Annotated in this window: 15 protein-coding genes; 9 read left to right on the top strand and 6 right to left on the bottom strand. The window is 44.8% G+C overall.

Going from position 1 to position 17,731, the window contains the following annotated elements; genetic code table 11:
• Window positions 1–75: 75 nt before the first annotated feature.
• From FHG64_RS09220 to FHG64_RS09200, 5 genes are all read left to right on the top strand, one after another.
• Window positions 76–1,242 (top strand): PSP1 domain-containing protein, encoded by a 1,167-nt coding sequence (locus FHG64_RS09220; RefSeq protein ID WP_139066125.1) that lies wholly within the window; start codon window positions 76–78, stop codon window positions 1,240–1,242.
• On the top strand, window positions 1,235–1,726 hold the full coding sequence (locus tag FHG64_RS09215) for a gliding motility lipoprotein GldH (protein ID WP_139066124.1): 492 nt from the start codon (window positions 1,235–1,237) through the stop codon (window positions 1,724–1,726). Before FHG64_RS09220 ends, FHG64_RS09215 begins: the two co-directional genes overlap by 8 nt.
• Before the next feature lie 13 nt (window positions 1,727–1,739).
• Window positions 1,740–4,046: a penicillin-binding protein 1A gene (locus FHG64_RS09210; protein ID WP_139066123.1), complete on the top strand. Its 2,307-nt coding sequence runs from the start codon at window positions 1,740–1,742 to the stop codon at window positions 4,044–4,046.
• 157 nt (window positions 4,047–4,203) lie between these two features.
• Complete coding sequence (locus FHG64_RS09205) at window positions 4,204–4,902, top strand: CoA transferase subunit A (protein ID WP_139066122.1); 699 nt, start codon at window positions 4,204–4,206, stop codon at window positions 4,900–4,902.
• 136 nt (window positions 4,903–5,038) lie between these two features.
• A complete protein-coding gene (locus FHG64_RS09200; RefSeq protein ID WP_139066121.1) occupies window positions 5,039–5,695 on the top strand; it encodes a CoA transferase subunit B in 657 nt (218 codons plus the stop codon).
• A 56-nt stretch (window positions 5,696–5,751) separates the two neighbouring features.
• Here FHG64_RS09200 and FHG64_RS09195 read toward each other — a convergent pair whose 3' ends face one another.
• The 3 genes from FHG64_RS09195 to FHG64_RS09185 form a co-directional block, all read right to left on the bottom strand.
• A complete protein-coding gene (locus FHG64_RS09195) occupies window positions 5,752–6,114 on the bottom strand; it encodes a DUF6616 family protein (RefSeq protein WP_139066120.1) in 363 nt (120 codons plus the stop codon).
• Window positions 6,115–6,372: 258 nt separating this feature from the next.
• Entirely contained in the window at window positions 6,373–7,500 is a 1,128-nt protein-coding gene (locus FHG64_RS09190; RefSeq protein WP_139066119.1) for a diaminopropionate ammonia-lyase, read from the bottom strand.
• Between the two features lie 126 nt (window positions 7,501–7,626).
• Window positions 7,627–8,112 carry a peptide deformylase gene (locus FHG64_RS09185; RefSeq protein ID WP_139066118.1) on the bottom strand — a complete coding sequence of 162 codons (486 nt, stop codon included), beginning with the start codon at window positions 8,110–8,112 and terminating at the stop codon, window positions 7,627–7,629.
• Between the two features lie 286 nt (window positions 8,113–8,398).
• Here FHG64_RS09185 and xth point away from each other — a divergent pair, with 286 nt between their 5' ends.
• From xth to FHG64_RS09170, 3 genes are all read left to right on the top strand, one after another.
• Window positions 8,399–9,220, top strand: coding sequence for an exodeoxyribonuclease III (xth, locus tag FHG64_RS09180; RefSeq protein WP_246054055.1), 822 nt, complete (start codon window positions 8,399–8,401; stop codon window positions 9,218–9,220).
• Between the two features lie 185 nt (window positions 9,221–9,405).
• Entirely contained in the window at window positions 9,406–11,064 is a 1,659-nt protein-coding gene (locus FHG64_RS09175) for an APC family permease (RefSeq protein WP_139066117.1), read from the top strand.
• Complete coding sequence (locus tag FHG64_RS09170) at window positions 10,980–11,627, top strand: hypothetical protein (protein ID WP_139066116.1); 648 nt, start codon at window positions 10,980–10,982, stop codon at window positions 11,625–11,627. Before FHG64_RS09175 ends, FHG64_RS09170 begins: the two co-directional genes overlap by 85 nt.
• Window positions 11,628–11,713: 86 nt before the next feature.
• Here the strand turns inward: FHG64_RS09170 and FHG64_RS09165 are convergent, their stop codons facing one another.
• Together FHG64_RS09165 and FHG64_RS09160 are read right to left on the bottom strand one after the other, a co-directional pair.
• Complete coding sequence (locus tag FHG64_RS09165; protein ID WP_139066115.1) at window positions 11,714–12,817, bottom strand: Gfo/Idh/MocA family protein; 1,104 nt, start codon at window positions 12,815–12,817, stop codon at window positions 11,714–11,716.
• A 52-nt stretch (window positions 12,818–12,869) separates the two neighbouring features.
• A complete protein-coding gene (locus tag FHG64_RS09160; protein ID WP_139066114.1) occupies window positions 12,870–14,714 on the bottom strand; it encodes a PLP-dependent transferase in 1,845 nt (614 codons plus the stop codon).
• 224 nt (window positions 14,715–14,938) lie between these two features.
• Here FHG64_RS09160 and FHG64_RS09155 point away from each other — a divergent pair, with 224 nt between their 5' ends.
• Window positions 14,939–16,510, top strand: a complete 1,572-nt coding sequence (locus FHG64_RS09155; protein ID WP_139066113.1) for an AbgT family transporter — start codon at window positions 14,939–14,941, stop codon at window positions 16,508–16,510.
• Between the two features lie 330 nt (window positions 16,511–16,840).
• On the opposite strand, the gene FHG64_RS09150 is transcribed toward FHG64_RS09155, so the two are convergent.
• On the bottom strand, window positions 16,841–17,728 hold the full coding sequence (locus tag FHG64_RS09150) for a bile acid:sodium symporter family protein (protein ID WP_139066112.1): 888 nt from the start codon (window positions 17,726–17,728) through the stop codon (window positions 16,841–16,843).
• Between the last annotated feature and the right edge of the window lie 3 nt (window positions 17,729–17,731).

Genomic DNA, 17,731 nt, shown 5'->3' with positions numbered 1-17,731 from the left:
TATATTTACCTTTTAATTTTATTATCAAATCAAATTCGGCCTGCAAATTAGGTCAGGATTTTCAATATATATTATATGGGATGTACAAGTTGCTCGACCGGCAAAGACGGTCAGCCAAAAGGATGTAAGAATAATGGCACATGTGGTACAGATGGTTGTAATAAGCTCACTGTTTTTGACTGGCTGGCCAATATGTCCTTGCCAAATGGTGTTGAGGCCTTTGATTGCGTGGAAGTACGTTTCAAGAACGGGAGAAAGCACTTTTTTAAAAATACAGAGAATTTAAGTTTAAGTATAGGAGACGTTGTTGCCACAGAGGCTTCACCGGGACATGATGTAGGTATTGTTACCCTTACCGGGGAGCTGGTACGAGTGCAAATGAAGAAAAAGAAGGTAAGCCGCGACAGCGATGAGGTCCTTAAGATATATAGAAAAGCTTCCCAAAGGGATATAGATGTTTGGCAGGAAGCCCGTGACAGGGAAGATAAAATGAAGGTGCGTGCACGGGAGATAGCCATAAGGCTGGACCTGCGCATGAAGATAAGCGATATAGAATTCCAGGGGGATGCTTCCAAGGCTACCTTTTATTATACTGCTGAAGAGAGAGTGGATTTTCGCCAGCTAATCAAGGAATTTGCCAGGGAATTCAATACCCGTATCGAGATGAGGCAAATAGGCTTCAGGCAGGAAGCCTCCAGGCTGGGAGGAATTGGTTCCTGCGGGAGGGAACTTTGTTGCTCTACCTGGTTAACCGATTTTAGGTCTGTAAACACTTCTGCAGCGCGATACCAGCAATTATCCCTTAATCCGCAGAAACTGGCGGGACAATGTGGGAAGCTAAAATGCTGTTTGAATTATGAACTGGACACCTATCTGGATGCCCTTAAAGCCTTTCCGAAAACTGAAATAAAGCTGTATACTAAAAAGGGTACAGCGGTATGTCAAAAAATAGACATTTTCCAGGGTTATTTATGGTATGCCTATGAAGGAGACTGGATGAACTGGCACAAACTTACTGCAGAGCAGGCCAATAAGATCATAAAAGCCAATGTTGATAAAGAACCTGTTGCCAGCCTTGAGGAATATGAGATAGTGGCAGAGGCAGATGAGAAAACAAAATCAGATTTCAACAATGTGGTGGGGCAGGATAGTCTTACCCGTTTTGATGCTCCAAAAGGATCTGGTAATAAGAAGAGAAGAAAATCAAAGCGTCGTAAAGGAAAACCTTCTAAGAATGCATAGATCTTTTTTATGTGGGCTGCTTGTCCTTGCAGCCGCTTTTGTTACCTCTTGTGATAAGGACCGGGTTTTCGACGAATACAAATCTCTTCCCGGTACATGGAATAAAGATTCTGTTGTAACGTTTAAGCTTGAGAATATAGATACCTTACAAAATTACGACCTGTTTATTAACGTTCGAAATAACAATGATTTTGCCTATAGCAATCTTTTTTTAATAGCCCAGATCCATTTTCCATATGGGAAAGTGATCACAGATACCCTGGAGTATCAAATGGCGGCACCGGGAGGGGAATGGCTTGGCACAGGATTTGGTGACGTGAAGGAAAATAAGTTGTGGTATAAGGAACAGGTAAGGTTCAATGAACCCGGCCGGTATGAAGTCACCCTAAGGCATGCAATGCGCAAAAGCGACAGTGAGCAAGGTATCGAAAACCTGGAAGGAATTACCCAGGTAGGTTTCCGAATAGAGAATACCCAAAATTAATGTAATTGCACAAATGGCAAACCCATCAAAAAAATCTAAAAAAAACACCGGCTACAGTAAATATATTATTGGCTTCTGGACATTGTTTTCCCTTGGTATACTAACTATTATTTTCCTGTTCCTCCTTGCGAGCTGGGGCGCGTTTGGAAAAATGCCAAAATTCGAGGAGCTTGAAAACCCTGAGACCAATCTCGCTACAGAAATTTTTTCGGCAGATGGGGAAACCCTTGGAAAGTATTACAGCGAGAACAGGACTCCTATAAAATATGAGGATTTGCCAACCCATCTTGTACAGGCTCTAATTGCTACTGAAGATGAACGTTTTCATAACCACTCCGGGATAGATGCCAGGGGCACAATGCGTGCAGCGGTGTATCTTGGCGAAAGGGGAGGTGCCAGTACCATTACCCAACAGCTCGCAAAACAGCTTTTTACCGAGGATGTTTCCAGGAGCTTTACCGGCAGGGTCTTACAAAAGTTTAAGGAATGGATCATCGCGGTGAGGCTGGAAAGGCAGTATACCAAAGAAGAGATCATTACTATGTATTTCAATAAACACGATTTTGTGTACCAGGCGGTTGGAATACGGTCTGCTGCCAGGATCTATTTCGATAAAGAAGCAAAAGATCTTGATATAGAAGAAAGTGCTGTACTGGTTGGAATGCTTGTAAACGCAGCTTATTATAACCCTATGCGCCGGCCAGACCTTGTGGAGCAGCGGCGTAATGTGGTATTGGGCCAAATGGCGAAAAACAATTTTATCACAACCCAGGAAAGGGATTCTCTTCAAGCCCTGCCTATGGAAATCAAATTTACCCCACAGGGGCATGATGATGGGATCGCAACTTACTTCAGGGTATACCTTCAGGGTTTCATGAGGGACTGGATCGAGAAAAACCCTAAGCCTGACGGGGAACAGTATAATATCTTCAGGGACGGATTAAAAATATACACCAGCCTGGATTCCAAAATGCAGAAGTATGCAGAGGATGCTGTAGAAATGCACATGGCCAAACTTCAAAAGGAATTTGACAGGCAGAACGAGAATAATAAGACAGCTCCTTTTCGCGATATAGATGAAGCAGAGATCGAGGGTATCATCAACAGTTCAATGCGAATTTCTGACAGGTGGAAGCAAATGGAAGCCCAGGGAAAATCCAGGGAGGACATTGTGAAATCCTTTGATAAGGAAACTAAAATGCGCGTTTTTAGCTGGAGCGGGATCAAGGATACGGTGATGACCCCACGGGATTCCATAAGATATTATAAATCCTTCCTTAATACAGGAATGATGTCTATGACCCCACAAACAGGAGAAGTAAAAGCCTGGGTTGGTGGTATAAACTTCAAGCATTTTAAGTATGAACATGTGAAGCAGGCTAAAAGGCAGGTAGGTTCTACCTTTAAACCTTTTGTATATGCCACTGCTATAGATCAGCTAAAATTATCGCCATGTGATACGCTTCCCAGGAACCACTTTACTATTGAGGCAGGCAGGCATGGAAACCAGAATGACTGGTCTCCCCGTAACAGTGATAATGAGTACAGCGGGATGATGACCTTAAAGGAGGCATTGGCACAATCTGTAAACACCGTTACTGCCCGTTTAATTGATAAGACAGGAACAGGCCCGGTGATTGAAATGCTCAATAAACTGGGAATTGATACCAGGAATGTGGATAAGGGACCTGCAATTGCACTTGGTACGGCAGATATGAGCGTTTTCGAAATGGTCTCTGCCTACAGCACCTTTGTGAATGAAGGAGTTTATGTAAAACCGGTTATTGTTACCCGCATTGAAGATAAGAATGGAACTATCCTGTACCAGCATGTGCCCGAGACCAGGGATGTGATGAGCAAGGAAACAGCCTATGTCACAGTAAACCTCCTGGAGGGAGTAACACAGGGAGGTTCTGGGACCAGGTTAAGAGGAACCTGGGCAACCAACAATATCGATTACCAACGCGCTGTAACAGGATATCCTTATGATTTTAAGAACCCAATCGCAGGTAAGACCGGAACAACACAAAACCAAAGCGATGGCTGGTTCATGGGAATGGTACCAAACCTGGTAACCGGTGTTTGGGTAGGAGGGGAACACCGCTCTGTGCATTTCCCGGGCATACGTTATGGACAGGGAGCTACTATGGCCCTTCCAATTTGGGGGATCTATATGAAAAAGGTATATGCAGATCCTTCCCTGGAAATATCCTCGGGAGATTTTCCCCGACCCGAACGTCTTACTATTGAAGTGAATTGCAGAGACTATGGCAGGAATAATGATGATTATCAATCCCTGCCAGATGAACTTGAATTCTAAAACTCTTAGGTAAATCCAATTCACCATATAAAAAATAAGCCCTTTAACTTTTAAAAAAGTTGAGGGGCTTTTTTGTGTTTTAAGTCACACCCGGCTTTTTGAAGAAAACGTTGTAGTAAGCTCATTAATTTCGTAATTTTCGCAAAACTGAAATCTAATGATCAAAAAGACTGTAAAGAACGTACAGGAAGCGCTGGAAGGAGTTAAAGATGGAATGACGATGATGCTTGGAGGCTTCGGCTTAAGCGGGATTCCTGAAAATGCCATAAGTGAACTGGTAAGACTCAATGTTAAAAATCTTACCTGCATTTCTAATAACGCCGGGGTAGATGATTTTGGCCTGGGCCTTTTACTTCAGAAAAAACAAATCGACAAAATGATCTCTTCCTACGTGGGAGAGAATGCGGAATTCGAGAGACAAATGCTAAGCGGGGAGCTCGAGGTGGAATTAACTCCCCAGGGTACGCTTGCTGCAAAGTGCCAGGCAGCGCAGCAGGGATATCCTGCAATTTTCACCCCCGCAGGTTATGGGACAGAGGTGGCCGAGGGGAAGGAAACCAGGGAATTCAATGGAAAACATTATGTCCTTGAGGAAGCTTATAAGGCCGATTTCGCATTTGTAAAGGCCTGGAAAGGCGACGAGGCAGGCAATCTTATCTTCAAAGGCACAGCGAGAAATTTCAATCCGTTGATGTGTGGTGCTGCGACGATTACCGTGGCAGAGGTAGAAGAGCTGGTAAAACCTGGAGAACTGGATCCAAATCATATCCATATCCCGGGGATTTTTGTGCAAAGAATTTTTCAGGGCAGCAATTACGAAAAAAGAATTGAACAGAGAACTGTTAGAAAACGATAGTGATATGAAGATCTGAAAATGAGGCGATTTGAAAATGATTTTTCTCCTTGAAGAGTAGCGGAAAAATCCTCAAATTCTCAAATCAACCAATCATCAAATTAAATCTTCAAATCAACACATCTTCAAATTAAAAAATATGTTAGATAAAAACGGAATAGCACAGCGCATCGCAAAGGAAGTAAAGGATAAATATTATGTGAACCTTGGGATAGGCATCCCCACTCTGGTGGCGAATTATGTAAGAGATGATATTGAAGTGGAGTTCCAGAGCGAGAACGGCATCCTGGGTATGGGACCTTTTCCTTTTGAAGGGGAAGAGGATGCAGATCTTATTAATGCCGGTAAACAAACCATTACAGCCCTGCCGGGTGCGAGTTTCTTTGATTCTGCCATGAGCTTTGGGATGATTCGCGGGCAGCACGTTGACCTTACTATCCTTGGAGCTATGGAAGTGGCAGAGAACGGTGATATAGCCAACTGGAAGATCCCGGGAAAAATGGTGAAGGGAATGGGAGGCGCAATGGACCTTGTAGCATCTGCTGAAAATATAATTGTTGCTATGATGCATACCAACCGCGAAGGGGAATCCAAGCTTCTTAAAAGATGTACCCTGCCACTTACGGGAGTGGGTTGTGTGACAAAAATAGTTACCAATCTCGCTGTGATCGAGGTAACCGATAAAGGCTTTAAGCTTCTGGAGCGAGCCCCCGGGGTGAGCGTGGAGGAAATAAAAAATGCCACAGAGGGAACCCTCATTGTTGATGGGGATATCCCCGAAATGAAACTAAATTAAAAAACAAACCCCGGAGCCACAAGCTGCCGGGGTTCGTTTTTATATAAGGTTGTCACTTATTCGATAATTGAGGTAGACTGTTTTTCAAGATTGATGAGGTTGTCAATGGCCTTGTTCAAAGGAATGATCTCCCCGCGGGCATTCACCTGCGAAAAATACTTGTGCCAGCCGGAGTCCGCCACCGCTTTCTCCAGTTCCTTTACAGCATCTATAGAAGGCAGGGTCCAAACTGCCATATAGCGGTAATCGCTGCGGTAGGGGGTATGCTCATCATTCATTGCCCAGCCGGTAAGCTCCACCCCCGAGCCCATAAGCTGCTGTATTCCCGGCCCAACTTTGTCAAAAAAATCCTTTCTCTCTTCCCTGGAAAGGTCCATCCATTTCTGGGTTACATTCCATAACTCTACATATAAATACATAATCTTTGGTTTTTGGTTAGTACTGTTTTACCTAAGTTACTAAAAACCTAATTATGAATAAAATAGTTTAGGGAAGATTATGACTTAATGTTCCGGTAAAGGAATCTGGACCGCTTTGCTGCTAGAATCCAGAATCTGGACCGATTTTTCTGTCATTTTCAGATTATCAGATTTATTGACCTCTATTTCTGTTTCAACTTTGAATGTCTTCAGGATTTCCAGTCGACATTGGTTTCAGAAATAAGATATACACTGAATTTAACCGGGAGTCTGATTTATGATCTTCTGAAAGTTCTGAGGATCTGTTGCACCTTCCGTATTATAGACCAGGACCCTTGTTTTTGCTGAGATACCCAGGGCCTCTTTAAGTTCAGCAAATCGGTTATCATTTATCAAAGCTAGAAAACCCGCAAAACCTCCTGCGCCAGATTCTCCTGCTTCCACGCGTGGATCATCTCCCTGTCCATTATGAAGCATCCTGATTGCCTGTTCCATGAAGCTGTCTTCAATGGCCATTGAGGCAGTCGCTGTATTCCTCAGGATCTCCCAGGCAGTGGTGGAGGGGATTCCGCAGTTTAAGCCTGCCATCATTGTTTTGGAATTGCCAGAAGGGCTGCTGCGCTTTCCGCTTTTAAAAGAGGTAAGGAAGCCGGCAGCTTCAGCAGGTTCCACGATGACCAGTTGAGGCCTATTTTTTCCATACCGGTTCTGGTAATACCAGGCTGCAGCGGCAGGCCAGCTGCCTACCCCCGCCTGCAGAAATACGATGTCTATACCGGGTTCCGGCAATGAGTGTATGCTGTCTTCCATTTCTTTGAAATGGGTAAAATAGCCTGCCATTATGTAAGCCGGGATCTCTTCATAATCTTCTGTGGCAGTATCCTGTACCAATTGCCAGCCGTTCCTGTCACTCATCTCCTTCGCCCTGGCGCAGGCAGCTTCATAATTTCCATCAACCACCTCTACCTCTGCACCTTCATTTCTTATTGCTTCAACTCTCGCAGTGGTGCTTCCTGCCGGCATAAATACATAGGCTTTCTTATCTAGCATTCTGGCGCTCCAGGCCACAGCGCGGCCATGATTCCCGTCTGTCGCCGTGCAAAAGATATCAATTTCAGGATTTTCCTCCAGGATCCTGTGAATGGCATAAGAAGCCCCGAGACCTTTAAAAGCCTTGAGTCCAAATCTGCGGGATTCATCCTTCACAAAAATGCTTTTTACTCCCAATTCCTTTGCTGCCTCTTTTAATTCTACAAGAGGTGATGGTTTATATTGAGCTAAAGAAGAATGAAATTTCCTTGCATCACTGCTGCTAAAAATTTGATGCGTAAGATCCTGAGGCAACTCCCCGGAAGGTTCATTTATATAATAAGCGGTGTTTTCCATTTCTTTAATTTTTCAGTCCGGACTATAGACTCCAAATCCTCGAAACCTGTGTTCCGGTTTCTATTCCAATTGCAAAATTTTAGTCTAGATTCTAGACTCTAACAGCGTAGCGGTCCAGACTCTTTATTACAGTCTCCACTTAAAAGACTTCTCATCTATGGCTCTCATAGTACATAGCACGCCGTTTAGATGGTCATATTCGTGCTGTAACAGTTCAGCTAGGTCATTTGTCAATTTCATCTCCTGCGGCTGCCAGGAGGCGTCCAGATACTTTATAGTAGCTGCTTTATGCCTCTTTACCTTCACCAGGAGATTAGGGAAACTCATGCAATCATCCCATACTTCAAACATTTCCTCACTTAGATACGTGAATTGCGGGTTTATAAAAACCACCGGCCGGTCTATGTTCATATAAATAAGCCGCTTCATTATGCCAAGTTGTGGCGCTGCAATTGCCCTTCCAAAGTTATATTTTGCCCTTATTTCCTTCATAACATTGTCCAGGTCCCGCACCCACTCATCAACCAGCGGTAGCTCGTTTTTTTCGACAGGTTCACACGTCTCATAAAGGCGGGGATCTCCAAGCAGCAAAAGGTCATCTAAATTTTTCATCTCAGGTAGTTATATTTCAAAGGTAAGAAATACCATGTTTTACAGCAGGGGCATTACGGGTATAAATACCTATAAAAAGGAATAAGTTCTACCCTTTAGCTTTCCATCTGAAGGTATTTTGAGGCCGGTAATAGTTTCTGTTTTCTGCTGAAGGGTTTTTGCTATTAAAACATACTTTAGAAATAACCTGAAATGTACTCTTATATCACTCCTCCTTCAGAAAAGATCTAGCTACTTCAATATCTTGCATTCCAAGGTTGCTGCCGGGTTTCCAATTATTAGTACCTTGAGTTATTATATTCAGAAAGAAACAATGAAGATCTCCACTTATAATGTGAACGGAGTTAATGGCCGGTTGCCTGTGCTCTTACGCTGGCTTAAAGAAGCGAAGCCAGATGTGGTTTGCCTGCAGGAATTAAAGGCGCCCAATGAAAAATTCCCTCAAAAGGAGATTGCCGCTGCAGGATATAATGCCATTTGGAACGGACAAAAGAGCTGGAACGGGGTTGCCATACTCACCAAAGACCTGGAAATTATCGAAGTGGCACGAACGCTCCCCGGGGAAGAGGACGATGTTCAAAGTCGTTATCTTGAGGCCCTGGTAGAAGATATTATTGTAGGATGCCTCTACCTCCCCAATGGCAATCCGGCCCCCGGGCCAAAATTTGATTATAAAATGCGGTGGTTTAAGCGTCTTACAGAGCACGCTTCAAGTTTACTGGATCTGGAGACCCCGGTGGTATTGGCAGGAGATTATAACGTGATGCCTACAGAACTTGATGTCTATAAACCCGAGAAGTATAAGAATGATGCCCTCTTCATGCCAGAGGTGCGCACTGCTTACAGTAATTTGCTAAGCCAGGGCTGGACAGATGCTCTACGGGAGCTTTTCCCCGGCGAGGAGGTCTATACTTTCTGGGATTATTTTCGCAATGCCTATGGCCGCAATGCTGGATTAAGGCTGGATCATTTCCTTTTAAGCCCGCAGTTACGGGACCAGTTAGTGACGGCAGGGGTAGATAAGGAAGTGAGGGGCTGGGAAAAGACCAGCGACCACGCCCCTGTTTGGATTGAATTGGCCAATAAGGGGAATTTCAGCTTTAAATAATTTAAAGGGTATTCTCGCTGGAAAAGAACAAGTAGATTACAGTTTATGAATGCTTGCCGGTATTTAATTTACATGCTTTTGTAGGGCCCCGGGTTTTTGTCAATAATTAAGATTTAAAGCGCCGATCTTTTGAGTAATTTTAAAAGAAGTTAAATCACCAGTTTTATACGCAGATTATATCCATTATGAGTAAAGATAGCTCCACACCATCATCAACCCGCAGCATAGGTTTCATGGGTGCGCTTGGCATTGGGGTGGGAGCGATGGTAGGTGGTGGGATCCTGGCCCTTGCAGGGGTTGCCTTTGCAGTAAGTGGACCATCTGCAATCCTCGCGTTCACACTAAACGGACTTATCGCCCTCATTACTGCCCTAAGTTTTGCTGAAATGGCTTCAGCAAATCCGCAGTCGGGCGGGACCTACACCTATGCTAAGAAAGCCCTCTCGCTGCAGGTGGCCTTTGGGGTAGGGTGGATCGTGTGGTTTGCTTCCCTGGTAGCGGCAGTTCTCTATGCCCTTGGATTTGGGGCTTTTGCCGTGTTCGCTCTTCAGCAAATTCCCGCAGGAGGCTTCAGCCAATTTTTGGAAAACGACATTTTGCCGGTCCTGCTCGCTCTTGCAGCCATATCTTATTTTGCCTTCAGCCTTAGAAAAGGTACAGGCGACGGGGGCGCAGTGATCAATATTGGAAAACTGGCGGTTTTCGCTGTCCTTATAGCCGGGGGGCTTGCGGTTTTTATACAAACACCTTTTGATCATATTGCCAATAGCCTCGACCCCTTCTTCTCAGGCGGATTCAGTGGCGTGGTCGCGGCGATGGGGTATACTTTTATCGCGCTGCAGGGTTTTGATCTCATTGGATCTGCTGCAGGGGAGATTAAAGCTCCTGAAAAAACCATTCCCAAAGCTATGATGGGTACCCTTGCAGTTGGACTGGCGGTCTACCTCCCGTTGCTGTTTGTAATGTCTACCGTGGGTGTTTTACCGGGTGGATCTATTACTGCGATGAGCGTGGAAGATCCCGAAACGGTCCTGGTCATCGCGGCACAAAATTATCTGGGAGCTTTTGGGTTCTGGCTGGTACTGGTGGCCGGTATCTTTTCAATGTTATCTGCCCTGCAGGCTAACCTTTTTGCGGCTTCCAGGATCTCACTGAGAATGGCAGAAGACCGTACCCTCACGCATTACCTTTCAAGGATCGATGCGAAATATGGTACCCCGGTGATGTCCATTTGGATCACCTGCGGGATCGTTGCCCTGCTGGTATTGATCCTGCCAGATGTGGCCGCGGCGGGTGCGGCTTCCAGTTTGATCTTCCTCATCACCTTTGCCCTGGCGCACCTCATTATGATCTTAATGCGCAACCGTGGCTATAAGGAGAGCGACACCTTTCGAGCTCCCTTCTTTCCTGTTCTTCCAATTGTGGGAATGGCTGCCTGCCTTGGGCTGGCAATATTTCAGGCAGTTGTGGTGCCGGCTGCGGGATTGATCTCCCTGCTTTGGCTGCTTATTGGAGCTGTACTCTTTATTTCCTTTTTTGTGAAGAAGGCACAAACCATAGAAGCATCGGAACATGCCCTGGACCCGGACCTCGTGCGATTAAGGGGATTAAGTCCTCTTGTTTTGCTTCCTATTTCCAATCCTGCCAACGCAGCATCGATGGTTTTCCTGGCAAATGCACTGGCCCCGCCTGTGGTAGGAAGGGTGCTGCTGCATTCCATTGTTATTCCGGGACAGAGGAGGGTGAACTGGATAAAAGTTTGGCCTCAAGCCGCGATGCCACCCAATATGCCCTTAAAGCCTCTTTCGAAGCTGGCTTGCGACCCGATACGCTTACAACAATAGCCGCACATCCCTGGGAAGAGATCGAGCGGGTGGTAAAAGTTCATAATTGCCGCAGCCTGCTGCTGGGATTAAGCGATCTTAATGATTTACAGACAAATGAGAATCTTGAAAAACTGGTAAAACATGTGAAGGCAGATGTGGTGGTTTTCCGGCAGCCTTATAGCGGCTGGAAGATCACTACAGCACAAAAGGTCCTTATTCCCGTTGCGGGATTTGGAAGTCACGATCCGTTAAGGGCACGTGTGGCTGCCAGTCTTTGGCGTGCTTCACAACCGGCGATAAATTTCATACAGATCCTGCCGGCAAACACCCCCCGCGAAGCCCTCCAACGAAACCACCTGAAGCTCTCGCGCTTTGCGAGCAGAATTATTCCGGGCAAGATAGAGGTGCATATCATTGTAAATGATGATGTGGAAGCAGAACTTATAAGTCAGGCTTCAGCACATGACCTGGTGATAATGGGACTTGGAAAAGCAGGGAGGAACGAAAAGGCTTTTGGGCATCTTGCCTTAGGTTTGGCTGAAAAAACAGATACGGCCCTGATATTTATTAGTAAAAAGTAAAAACAGTAAATCTGCCTTGGACTCAGGGTTCGGGTTAAAGATATTCTTTTTTCTAATCCTTGTTGCCTCAGTAGACAGCAGTAAGGTTAGGGGTTTAAATTAACCGTCTTTCCCTTTTCGGCGCTACGGCGGGCTGCGTCGAGGATCTCCATTACCGTCATATTGTTTTCGAGCGAAGAAAGATCATTTTCTGCCGGGATTATCTGCCCCCTTATTACCGCGGCAAAATAAGCGAAGGGGTCGTTGTACGGGTAACTCAATTCCTGCAGCTTATGCGCTTCCTCACTGTAATTATCATAGCCTTCTGCCTGGCGCACCCGCAGGTCATTCCGGTTATCAGAATAGATCACTCCTGTTAGGCCGTAGAGCTCCATATCCTTTCGGCCAATGGGCCAGTTCCAGGAGGCCTGTATGAGCACCGTGGCATCTTCATAATCCAGAATGATATTGGCTTCATCCTCTACCAGCGGATTATTTTCAGGCTGTAATTGCCGGGTGACGGCGGTAACTCTCAGAGGTTTTTTGCCCTCCTGTATCCAGGTGGCAAGATTGGCGCCATAACAGCCAAAATCCATAAGTGCCCCGCCACCATTTTGTACAGGGTCTGTGAGCCATTCAAGAAATTCTTCGTTAACCCCAATCTTTTTTGGTCCCCGGTGACCATCTCTTACAATTATTTTGTGCAGGTCTCCAACAGTACCTTCATCAAGGAGCTTTTTGGCTTCCTGGTTGGTGGGGTACCAGGTGGTCTCATAATTGGTGAGTAAATGTATATTATGCTCCTTCGCCAGGGACTGCATTCTTAAAGCGTGTTCCATATTTACCGCAAGGGGTTTTTCAACCATTACATGGATACCTTTGGGGGCACAGGCTTCGACTACTTCCAGGTGCTGGAAAATAGTTCCAAAGGCGACTACGGCTTCAGGTTTGGTTGCCGCAATCATTTCTTCCAGGCTATTGTAGACCAGGTCCATGGAAAAACCATGCTGCTTCGCATACCGCTGTGCCAGCTCCCGGTTGGGCTCTGCAATTCCCGCGATCTCCACATCGCCCAAATCTTCCCTGCCCAGCAGCCAGTGTACATGGGTATGGGTAAGCCCCGCTATTCCAATCCTTACCGGCCGTTCCTGGGAATGTGCCAACAGCGGAATAAGAATTAAAAATGAACAGATGGCGATTTTTTTCTTCATATTACAGCTGGATTATTTTGGCAATTACTTGAAAAATGTGAGTATTATTAAATCAAATTTGCTCCACAAATTCCAGAAATACCTTTTTATGACGTTCGAGATCCATCCTGGGGGAACCCGATACCCTTGCGATATAGTCCTTATCATCCTCCTTCGTGGTACCCTGGGTAGATGTTGCCGGGATTGTCCAGTAACAACCTTTTAACTGCCCATAACTTACACAATATTTACTTTCATCTGGGATCTCACTTATCATCATATCGATGAGCTTTTGGTTCAGGGATCTTTTATAAGCTTCCCGTTCCTCGTGAGTATTCCCTTTAGTAGGGAGGTCCAGTGAAAATACTGAAGGGGTAAAGCCTTCCGCAGCCAGTTCTTCTGAAACAAAATTGATCTTTGCCTCCGGTAAATTCTCCTTTATGAAGTTCACAAATTCCCGGGTATTTTTATAAGCATCTTTGATCCTCTGGTTCATTGAGGGCAACTGTTCAGCCAGGATCTCAACCTGCAGCGGGGTGGCCTCATTGTCACAAAGCTTAAGGTGGTTTTCTATTTTTTCCATTAGTGCTGCAGCTTTAGTATTTGCCACACAGTAACCCGCTGTACATCTACCCCCGCTTGGGAATTTGGACCCGCTTACGTAGGAAATAGCTTTAACATTGGAGAATATCCAGTCTTCACTTAAGAACTGCACATTGGGACAAAAAGTCTGGTCCAGGATAAAGACCGGGGCTATTGCTGTTTCACCTTTGGCAGTTTGACGTTCTTTTGTAAGTACATCTCTCAATTTTTCAAGATCCGGGACTTCCACCCTGGGATTTGTAGGGATCTCAGCAATAATATATGGTACGGCATCTTCCCGGGCAATGTTCTCCAGCACAGTGTTAGTGCTTTGCACCATGTCGTTGTCGCCGTCTACCGGCAGGTCCACCACTTCAACATTCTCCAGGCAGGCGGCAACCCGTCTTGCCTGGTCGTTTGTTCCCCCGTAACAATTTGGAGGCACAATGATCTTTATATCCTTCCCGGGATGATTTTGAATAGCATCATCAATGAGCCCCATCATAATGGCATATTGAATTGAAAGCCCGCTGGAGGCCAGTAATGCTTTTGTTGACGTACTGGTGATCTTCTTTATAGATTCAAGGACGCTTGCCTTGTTTTCCCCGGCAGGCGCTGCATCTGGCTGTGAAGCTTTTTTACCAATGAGGCTTTCAAGTGCTTCAAAAGAATTGACCGGCGTCATGGCAATTGACTCTCTTCTGCGTACATGCTGGATTTCAGAGATATAACCTTCATTTTCCCAGCCATTGACTATTATCACACTACCCAGCCGGGGGTGAAGATTTACCGTAAAGTCAATTAGCGGATTACGATCAATGTTGCTAAGGTCTTCTTTTTCAGAAATAAAAACAGTGCTACCCGCAAATTCCTGAATTTCTGCCACATCTTTTATTTGAACAATTTCAAAATCATAATTATATATTCGTCTCAAGGTTTCAGCATCAAAAAATTGGGGGAGCTGACTGGTGTGAACAATTCGGGTTCTTTTATTATCAAATAAATTTTTCCTGAGGATCGCCAATACAGGCATTGTCCTGGAGGAGAAACTTATGACATTCTTAGCCTTGAGGCCATTCACTTCTGCAATCGCCCATTCCAGGACAGAGGACAGGGGGTGGCCCAGCCTTATATAATCGAAAGCAGTGGGTAATCCGCTTAAAGCAGCTCTTTTAGCATTATTATTTTTATAAAGGGCTTCAAATTTTTCCAGGAATTGCGTCTTGGCAAGTTCTTCATTATAAATATCAAGCCGATGGGTGGTTAATTTTATCCAATCCTCAGGCATATTTTTGAGTACCATTTCAAGGTAATCCAGCACGTTATTCTCTTTCATATAAATTTCTATTGTTTTTTAAAGGATGGTGCAAAACGCATACCCTATAAAGATCTATGTCGTATTGACATCCCGCTAATCTCTTGGAGCTTTTTTATTCCCGGCAAGATAAAGGGAAATAGATTTATTTGAAAATGAAATAATGTGGCTACTGAAGAATAACGAAGGCTTTATTTTAATAAATTCATATTTTAGCACTTCATTAACAAACTAGCTGGTCAAATATGGAAAAAGCGGTCGATTCATCTCAAAAAAAAGGCTTATTAAATAAAGCACTGGATTTAGTAGAAAGGGTTGGAAATAAACTTCCGGATCCAGCAATTCTGTTTTTCTATTTGCTCCTTTTCATCTGGGTCTTATCGGCTGTCCTTTCTCCCTTTGATTTTGGGGAGGTTCATCCTATGACCGGCAATAGTTTGAATGTTCAAAATCTACTTACGGGAACCCAACTTGCGGCCTTTCTGGCAAATATGGTAAATACTTTCGTGCTCTTTGCGCCCCTTGGAATTGTGCTTGTCGCCATGCTGGGGGTTGGAGTAGCAGAACATTCTGGTTGGATCGATGCGGGATTAAAGAAGCTCTTAAACTTTACACCGAAACAACTACTTACTCCTATGCTTATTTTAATCGCTATAGTGAGTCACACGGCGGCAGATGCCGGTTATGTACTGGTCATCCCCCTGGGAGGTGTGATCTTTTATGCCGCGGGCAGGCACCCTTTAGCGGGAATTGCAGCAGCATTTGCCGGAGTTTCCGGTGGGTTTTCAGCCAATTTTATTCCCTCGGCGATAGATCCCCTTATTATGAGCTTTACGCTGGAGGCGGCAAGGATCCTGGATCCCGATATTAATTTGAATCCGCTTAATAACTGGTATTTCACCTCGGCTTCAACCTTATTGATCGTACTTGTAGGCTGGTGGATCACAGATAAGATAGTAGAACCACGTTTAAATAAAGTTAAAGTAGATGGGGATGAAGATCAAATGCCGAAAATGGAAAAAGTGACCTCCCGTGAAAGTAAGGCTTTCTGGATGGGATTTCTTGCGATGGTATTAGGTATCATTGGTTTGTTCTTGTGGGCTTACCCCGAGGATTCAGCCCTTAGAGGCCCCGGAATGGTAAACCCAGAGGAACAATCTCTCACTTCTTTTCACGCGCCATTGATGAAGGCAATAGTACCTCTTATCTTTATCCTGCTATTGATCCCGGGGCTTGTTTTTGGTTTTGTTTCCGGCCGATATAAATCTTCTGGAGATTTGATCCAAAGTATGAAGAAATCCATGGAAAGTATGGGTTACTACATCGTAATGGCCTTCTTCGTTGCCCTCTTCATCGATGCATTTTCAAGGTCAAATATTGGGTTGTTAATAGCTATAAAAGGCGCTAATTTCCTGCAGGCTCTGGAATTGCCGGGGCAAATCACCTTTGTGGGGATCGTAGTGCTTAGTGCATTTGTGAACTTAATGGTGGGCTCTGCCTCTGCCAAATGGGCACTTATCGCACCCATCTTTGTTCCAATGTTAATGCAGCTGGGCATTTCTCCAGATCTTACCCAGGCGGCCTATAGGGTAGGGGACTCGGTGTCTAATATCATTACGCCTCTTTTACCGTATTTTCCACTGGTAGTGGTCTTTGGACAGCGCTATGTAAAGGGAATGGGAATTGGAACCCTCATCTCTATGATGTTGCCCTACTCTGTGATCTTCCTCATCACCTGGACCGTCTTCCTGCTGGTTTACTGGTGGCTTGGAATTCCATTGAGTTTTGAGGCGAATTATGTTTATCCGGCACAGTAGAGATATCTGCTGCACAAATAACAGAAAAGATGTTTCCACGGTTTGGTAAACATCTTTTTTGTTGCTGAAATTTTTTCAATTTAAATTGATGCCTCCCGGTATTGATTTACAGGTTTTAAATTTCCCTGAAGCCTTTCCTTTTATGGTGAGAGGGCAAACAACCTTGCCCTTGGTAAGGTTTCTGGTCCTAAATAAATTTGAAGGTTTCAATTTGTTCAGTACAGGATTAGGTGTCTTATTTTTCAGACTACATTAAAAGTCCTGGTTCTAGATTCCAATAGCAAAGCGGGTCCAGAATCTTTACAGGATAATCCTGATTTTTTATATGATTTATCCTGGGGTCTTCCGTATCCCCTGTACCCTGTTTTTCTTATTACCTAAATAAACCAATAACATAGCCCCTGGGAACATTATGATGCTATATATAGCTGAAGGAATGGTCATTACAGAATTCTCCAGAATCCCCGCTGCTATGGCAATTCCCAGGGTACCGTTTACGATACCCACTTCAATCCCCACAGCAAGAGACTGTGCTTTATTTTTAGTAATTGCTTTGGTAATATAGTAACCGATGAGCATTCCCAACAAATTCAGCAATAATGATAACGGGCCCGCTTTGAGGAAGAACTCCACCAGGTTTGCACGTTCCTTTATAAGTACTGAGGCTATAATTAGAACCAAAAATATAGCTGATAGGATCTTTACCGGCTTCTCGGCCTTATGGGAAAGACGAGGTGATCTTTTATGAAGGATCATGCCTATGCCCACAGGAAGGATGGTGATTATCAGGATCTGGATGATGGTCCTAAAAAACGGAAGTTCTATCATTTGGCCTTCCCCCATAAATTGCAACATTCCTATATCCACCAGGATGGGAATGGTAAACACCGTGATCACGCTGGCAATTGCCGTTAAGGTGATGGAAAGTGCCACATCGCCCTGGGCAAGATGGGTAATAAGGTTTGTGGTTGCCCCACCGGGACAGGCTACCAGTAAAACGAAGCCAACCGCCAGCTCAGGTTGTAAAGGGATGAGGTATAACATCCCAAAAGTAAGAGCGGGAATGAATATAAGCTTTAGCACCAGTCCCACGCCCACTGCTTTCGGAAAGAGCACCACATTCCTGAAGTCGGCAGGTTTTAGGGTCAGCCCCATCCCCAGCATAATGATAAAGAGGGCGAGGGGTAAAAAAACTTGTGTGAGGAGGTTGGCTTCCATCTA

It is taken from the genome of Antarcticibacterium flavum, assembly GCF_006159205.1.
Lineage (GTDB): Bacteria > Bacteroidota > Bacteroidia > Flavobacteriales > Flavobacteriaceae > Gillisia > Gillisia flava.
The sequence above is the reverse complement of the archived record's forward strand: the minus strand, read 5'-3'. Positions and strand labels throughout refer to the sequence as shown.

Coding starts and splice junctions, on each gene's coding strand:
- FHG64_RS09155 (WP_139066113.1), top strand. CDS start 14,939: ATGGAAAAAGCGGTCGATTCATCTCAAAAAAAAGGCTTATTAAATAAA.
- FHG64_RS09165 (WP_139066115.1), bottom strand. CDS start 12,817: ATGAAGAAAAAAATCGCCATCTGTTCATTTTTAATTCTTATTCCGCTG.
- FHG64_RS09200 (WP_139066121.1), top strand. CDS start 5,039: ATGTTAGATAAAAACGGAATAGCACAGCGCATCGCAAAGGAAGTAAAG.
- FHG64_RS09150 (WP_139066112.1), bottom strand. CDS start 17,728: ATGGAAGCCAACCTCCTCACACAAGTTTTTTTACCCCTCGCCCTCTTT.
- FHG64_RS09175 (WP_139066117.1), top strand. CDS start 9,406: ATGAGTAAAGATAGCTCCACACCATCATCAACCCGCAGCATAGGTTTC.
- FHG64_RS09205 (WP_139066122.1), top strand. CDS start 4,204: ATGATCAAAAAGACTGTAAAGAACGTACAGGAAGCGCTGGAAGGAGTT.
- FHG64_RS09195 (WP_139066120.1), bottom strand. CDS start 6,114: ATGTATTTATATGTAGAGTTATGGAATGTAACCCAGAAATGGATGGAC.
- FHG64_RS09220 (WP_139066125.1), top strand. CDS start 76: ATGGGATGTACAAGTTGCTCGACCGGCAAAGACGGTCAGCCAAAAGGA.
- FHG64_RS09160 (WP_139066114.1), bottom strand. CDS start 14,714: ATGAAAGAGAATAACGTGCTGGATTACCTTGAAATGGTACTCAAAAAT.
- FHG64_RS09210 (WP_139066123.1), top strand. CDS start 1,740: ATGGCAAACCCATCAAAAAAATCTAAAAAAAACACCGGCTACAGTAAA.
- FHG64_RS09190 (WP_139066119.1), bottom strand. CDS start 7,500: ATGGAAAACACCGCTTATTATATAAATGAACCTTCCGGGGAGTTGCCT.
- FHG64_RS09215 (WP_139066124.1), top strand. CDS start 1,235: ATGCATAGATCTTTTTTATGTGGGCTGCTTGTCCTTGCAGCCGCTTTT.
- FHG64_RS09185 (WP_139066118.1), bottom strand. CDS start 8,112: ATGAAAAATTTAGATGACCTTTTGCTGCTTGGAGATCCCCGCCTTTAT.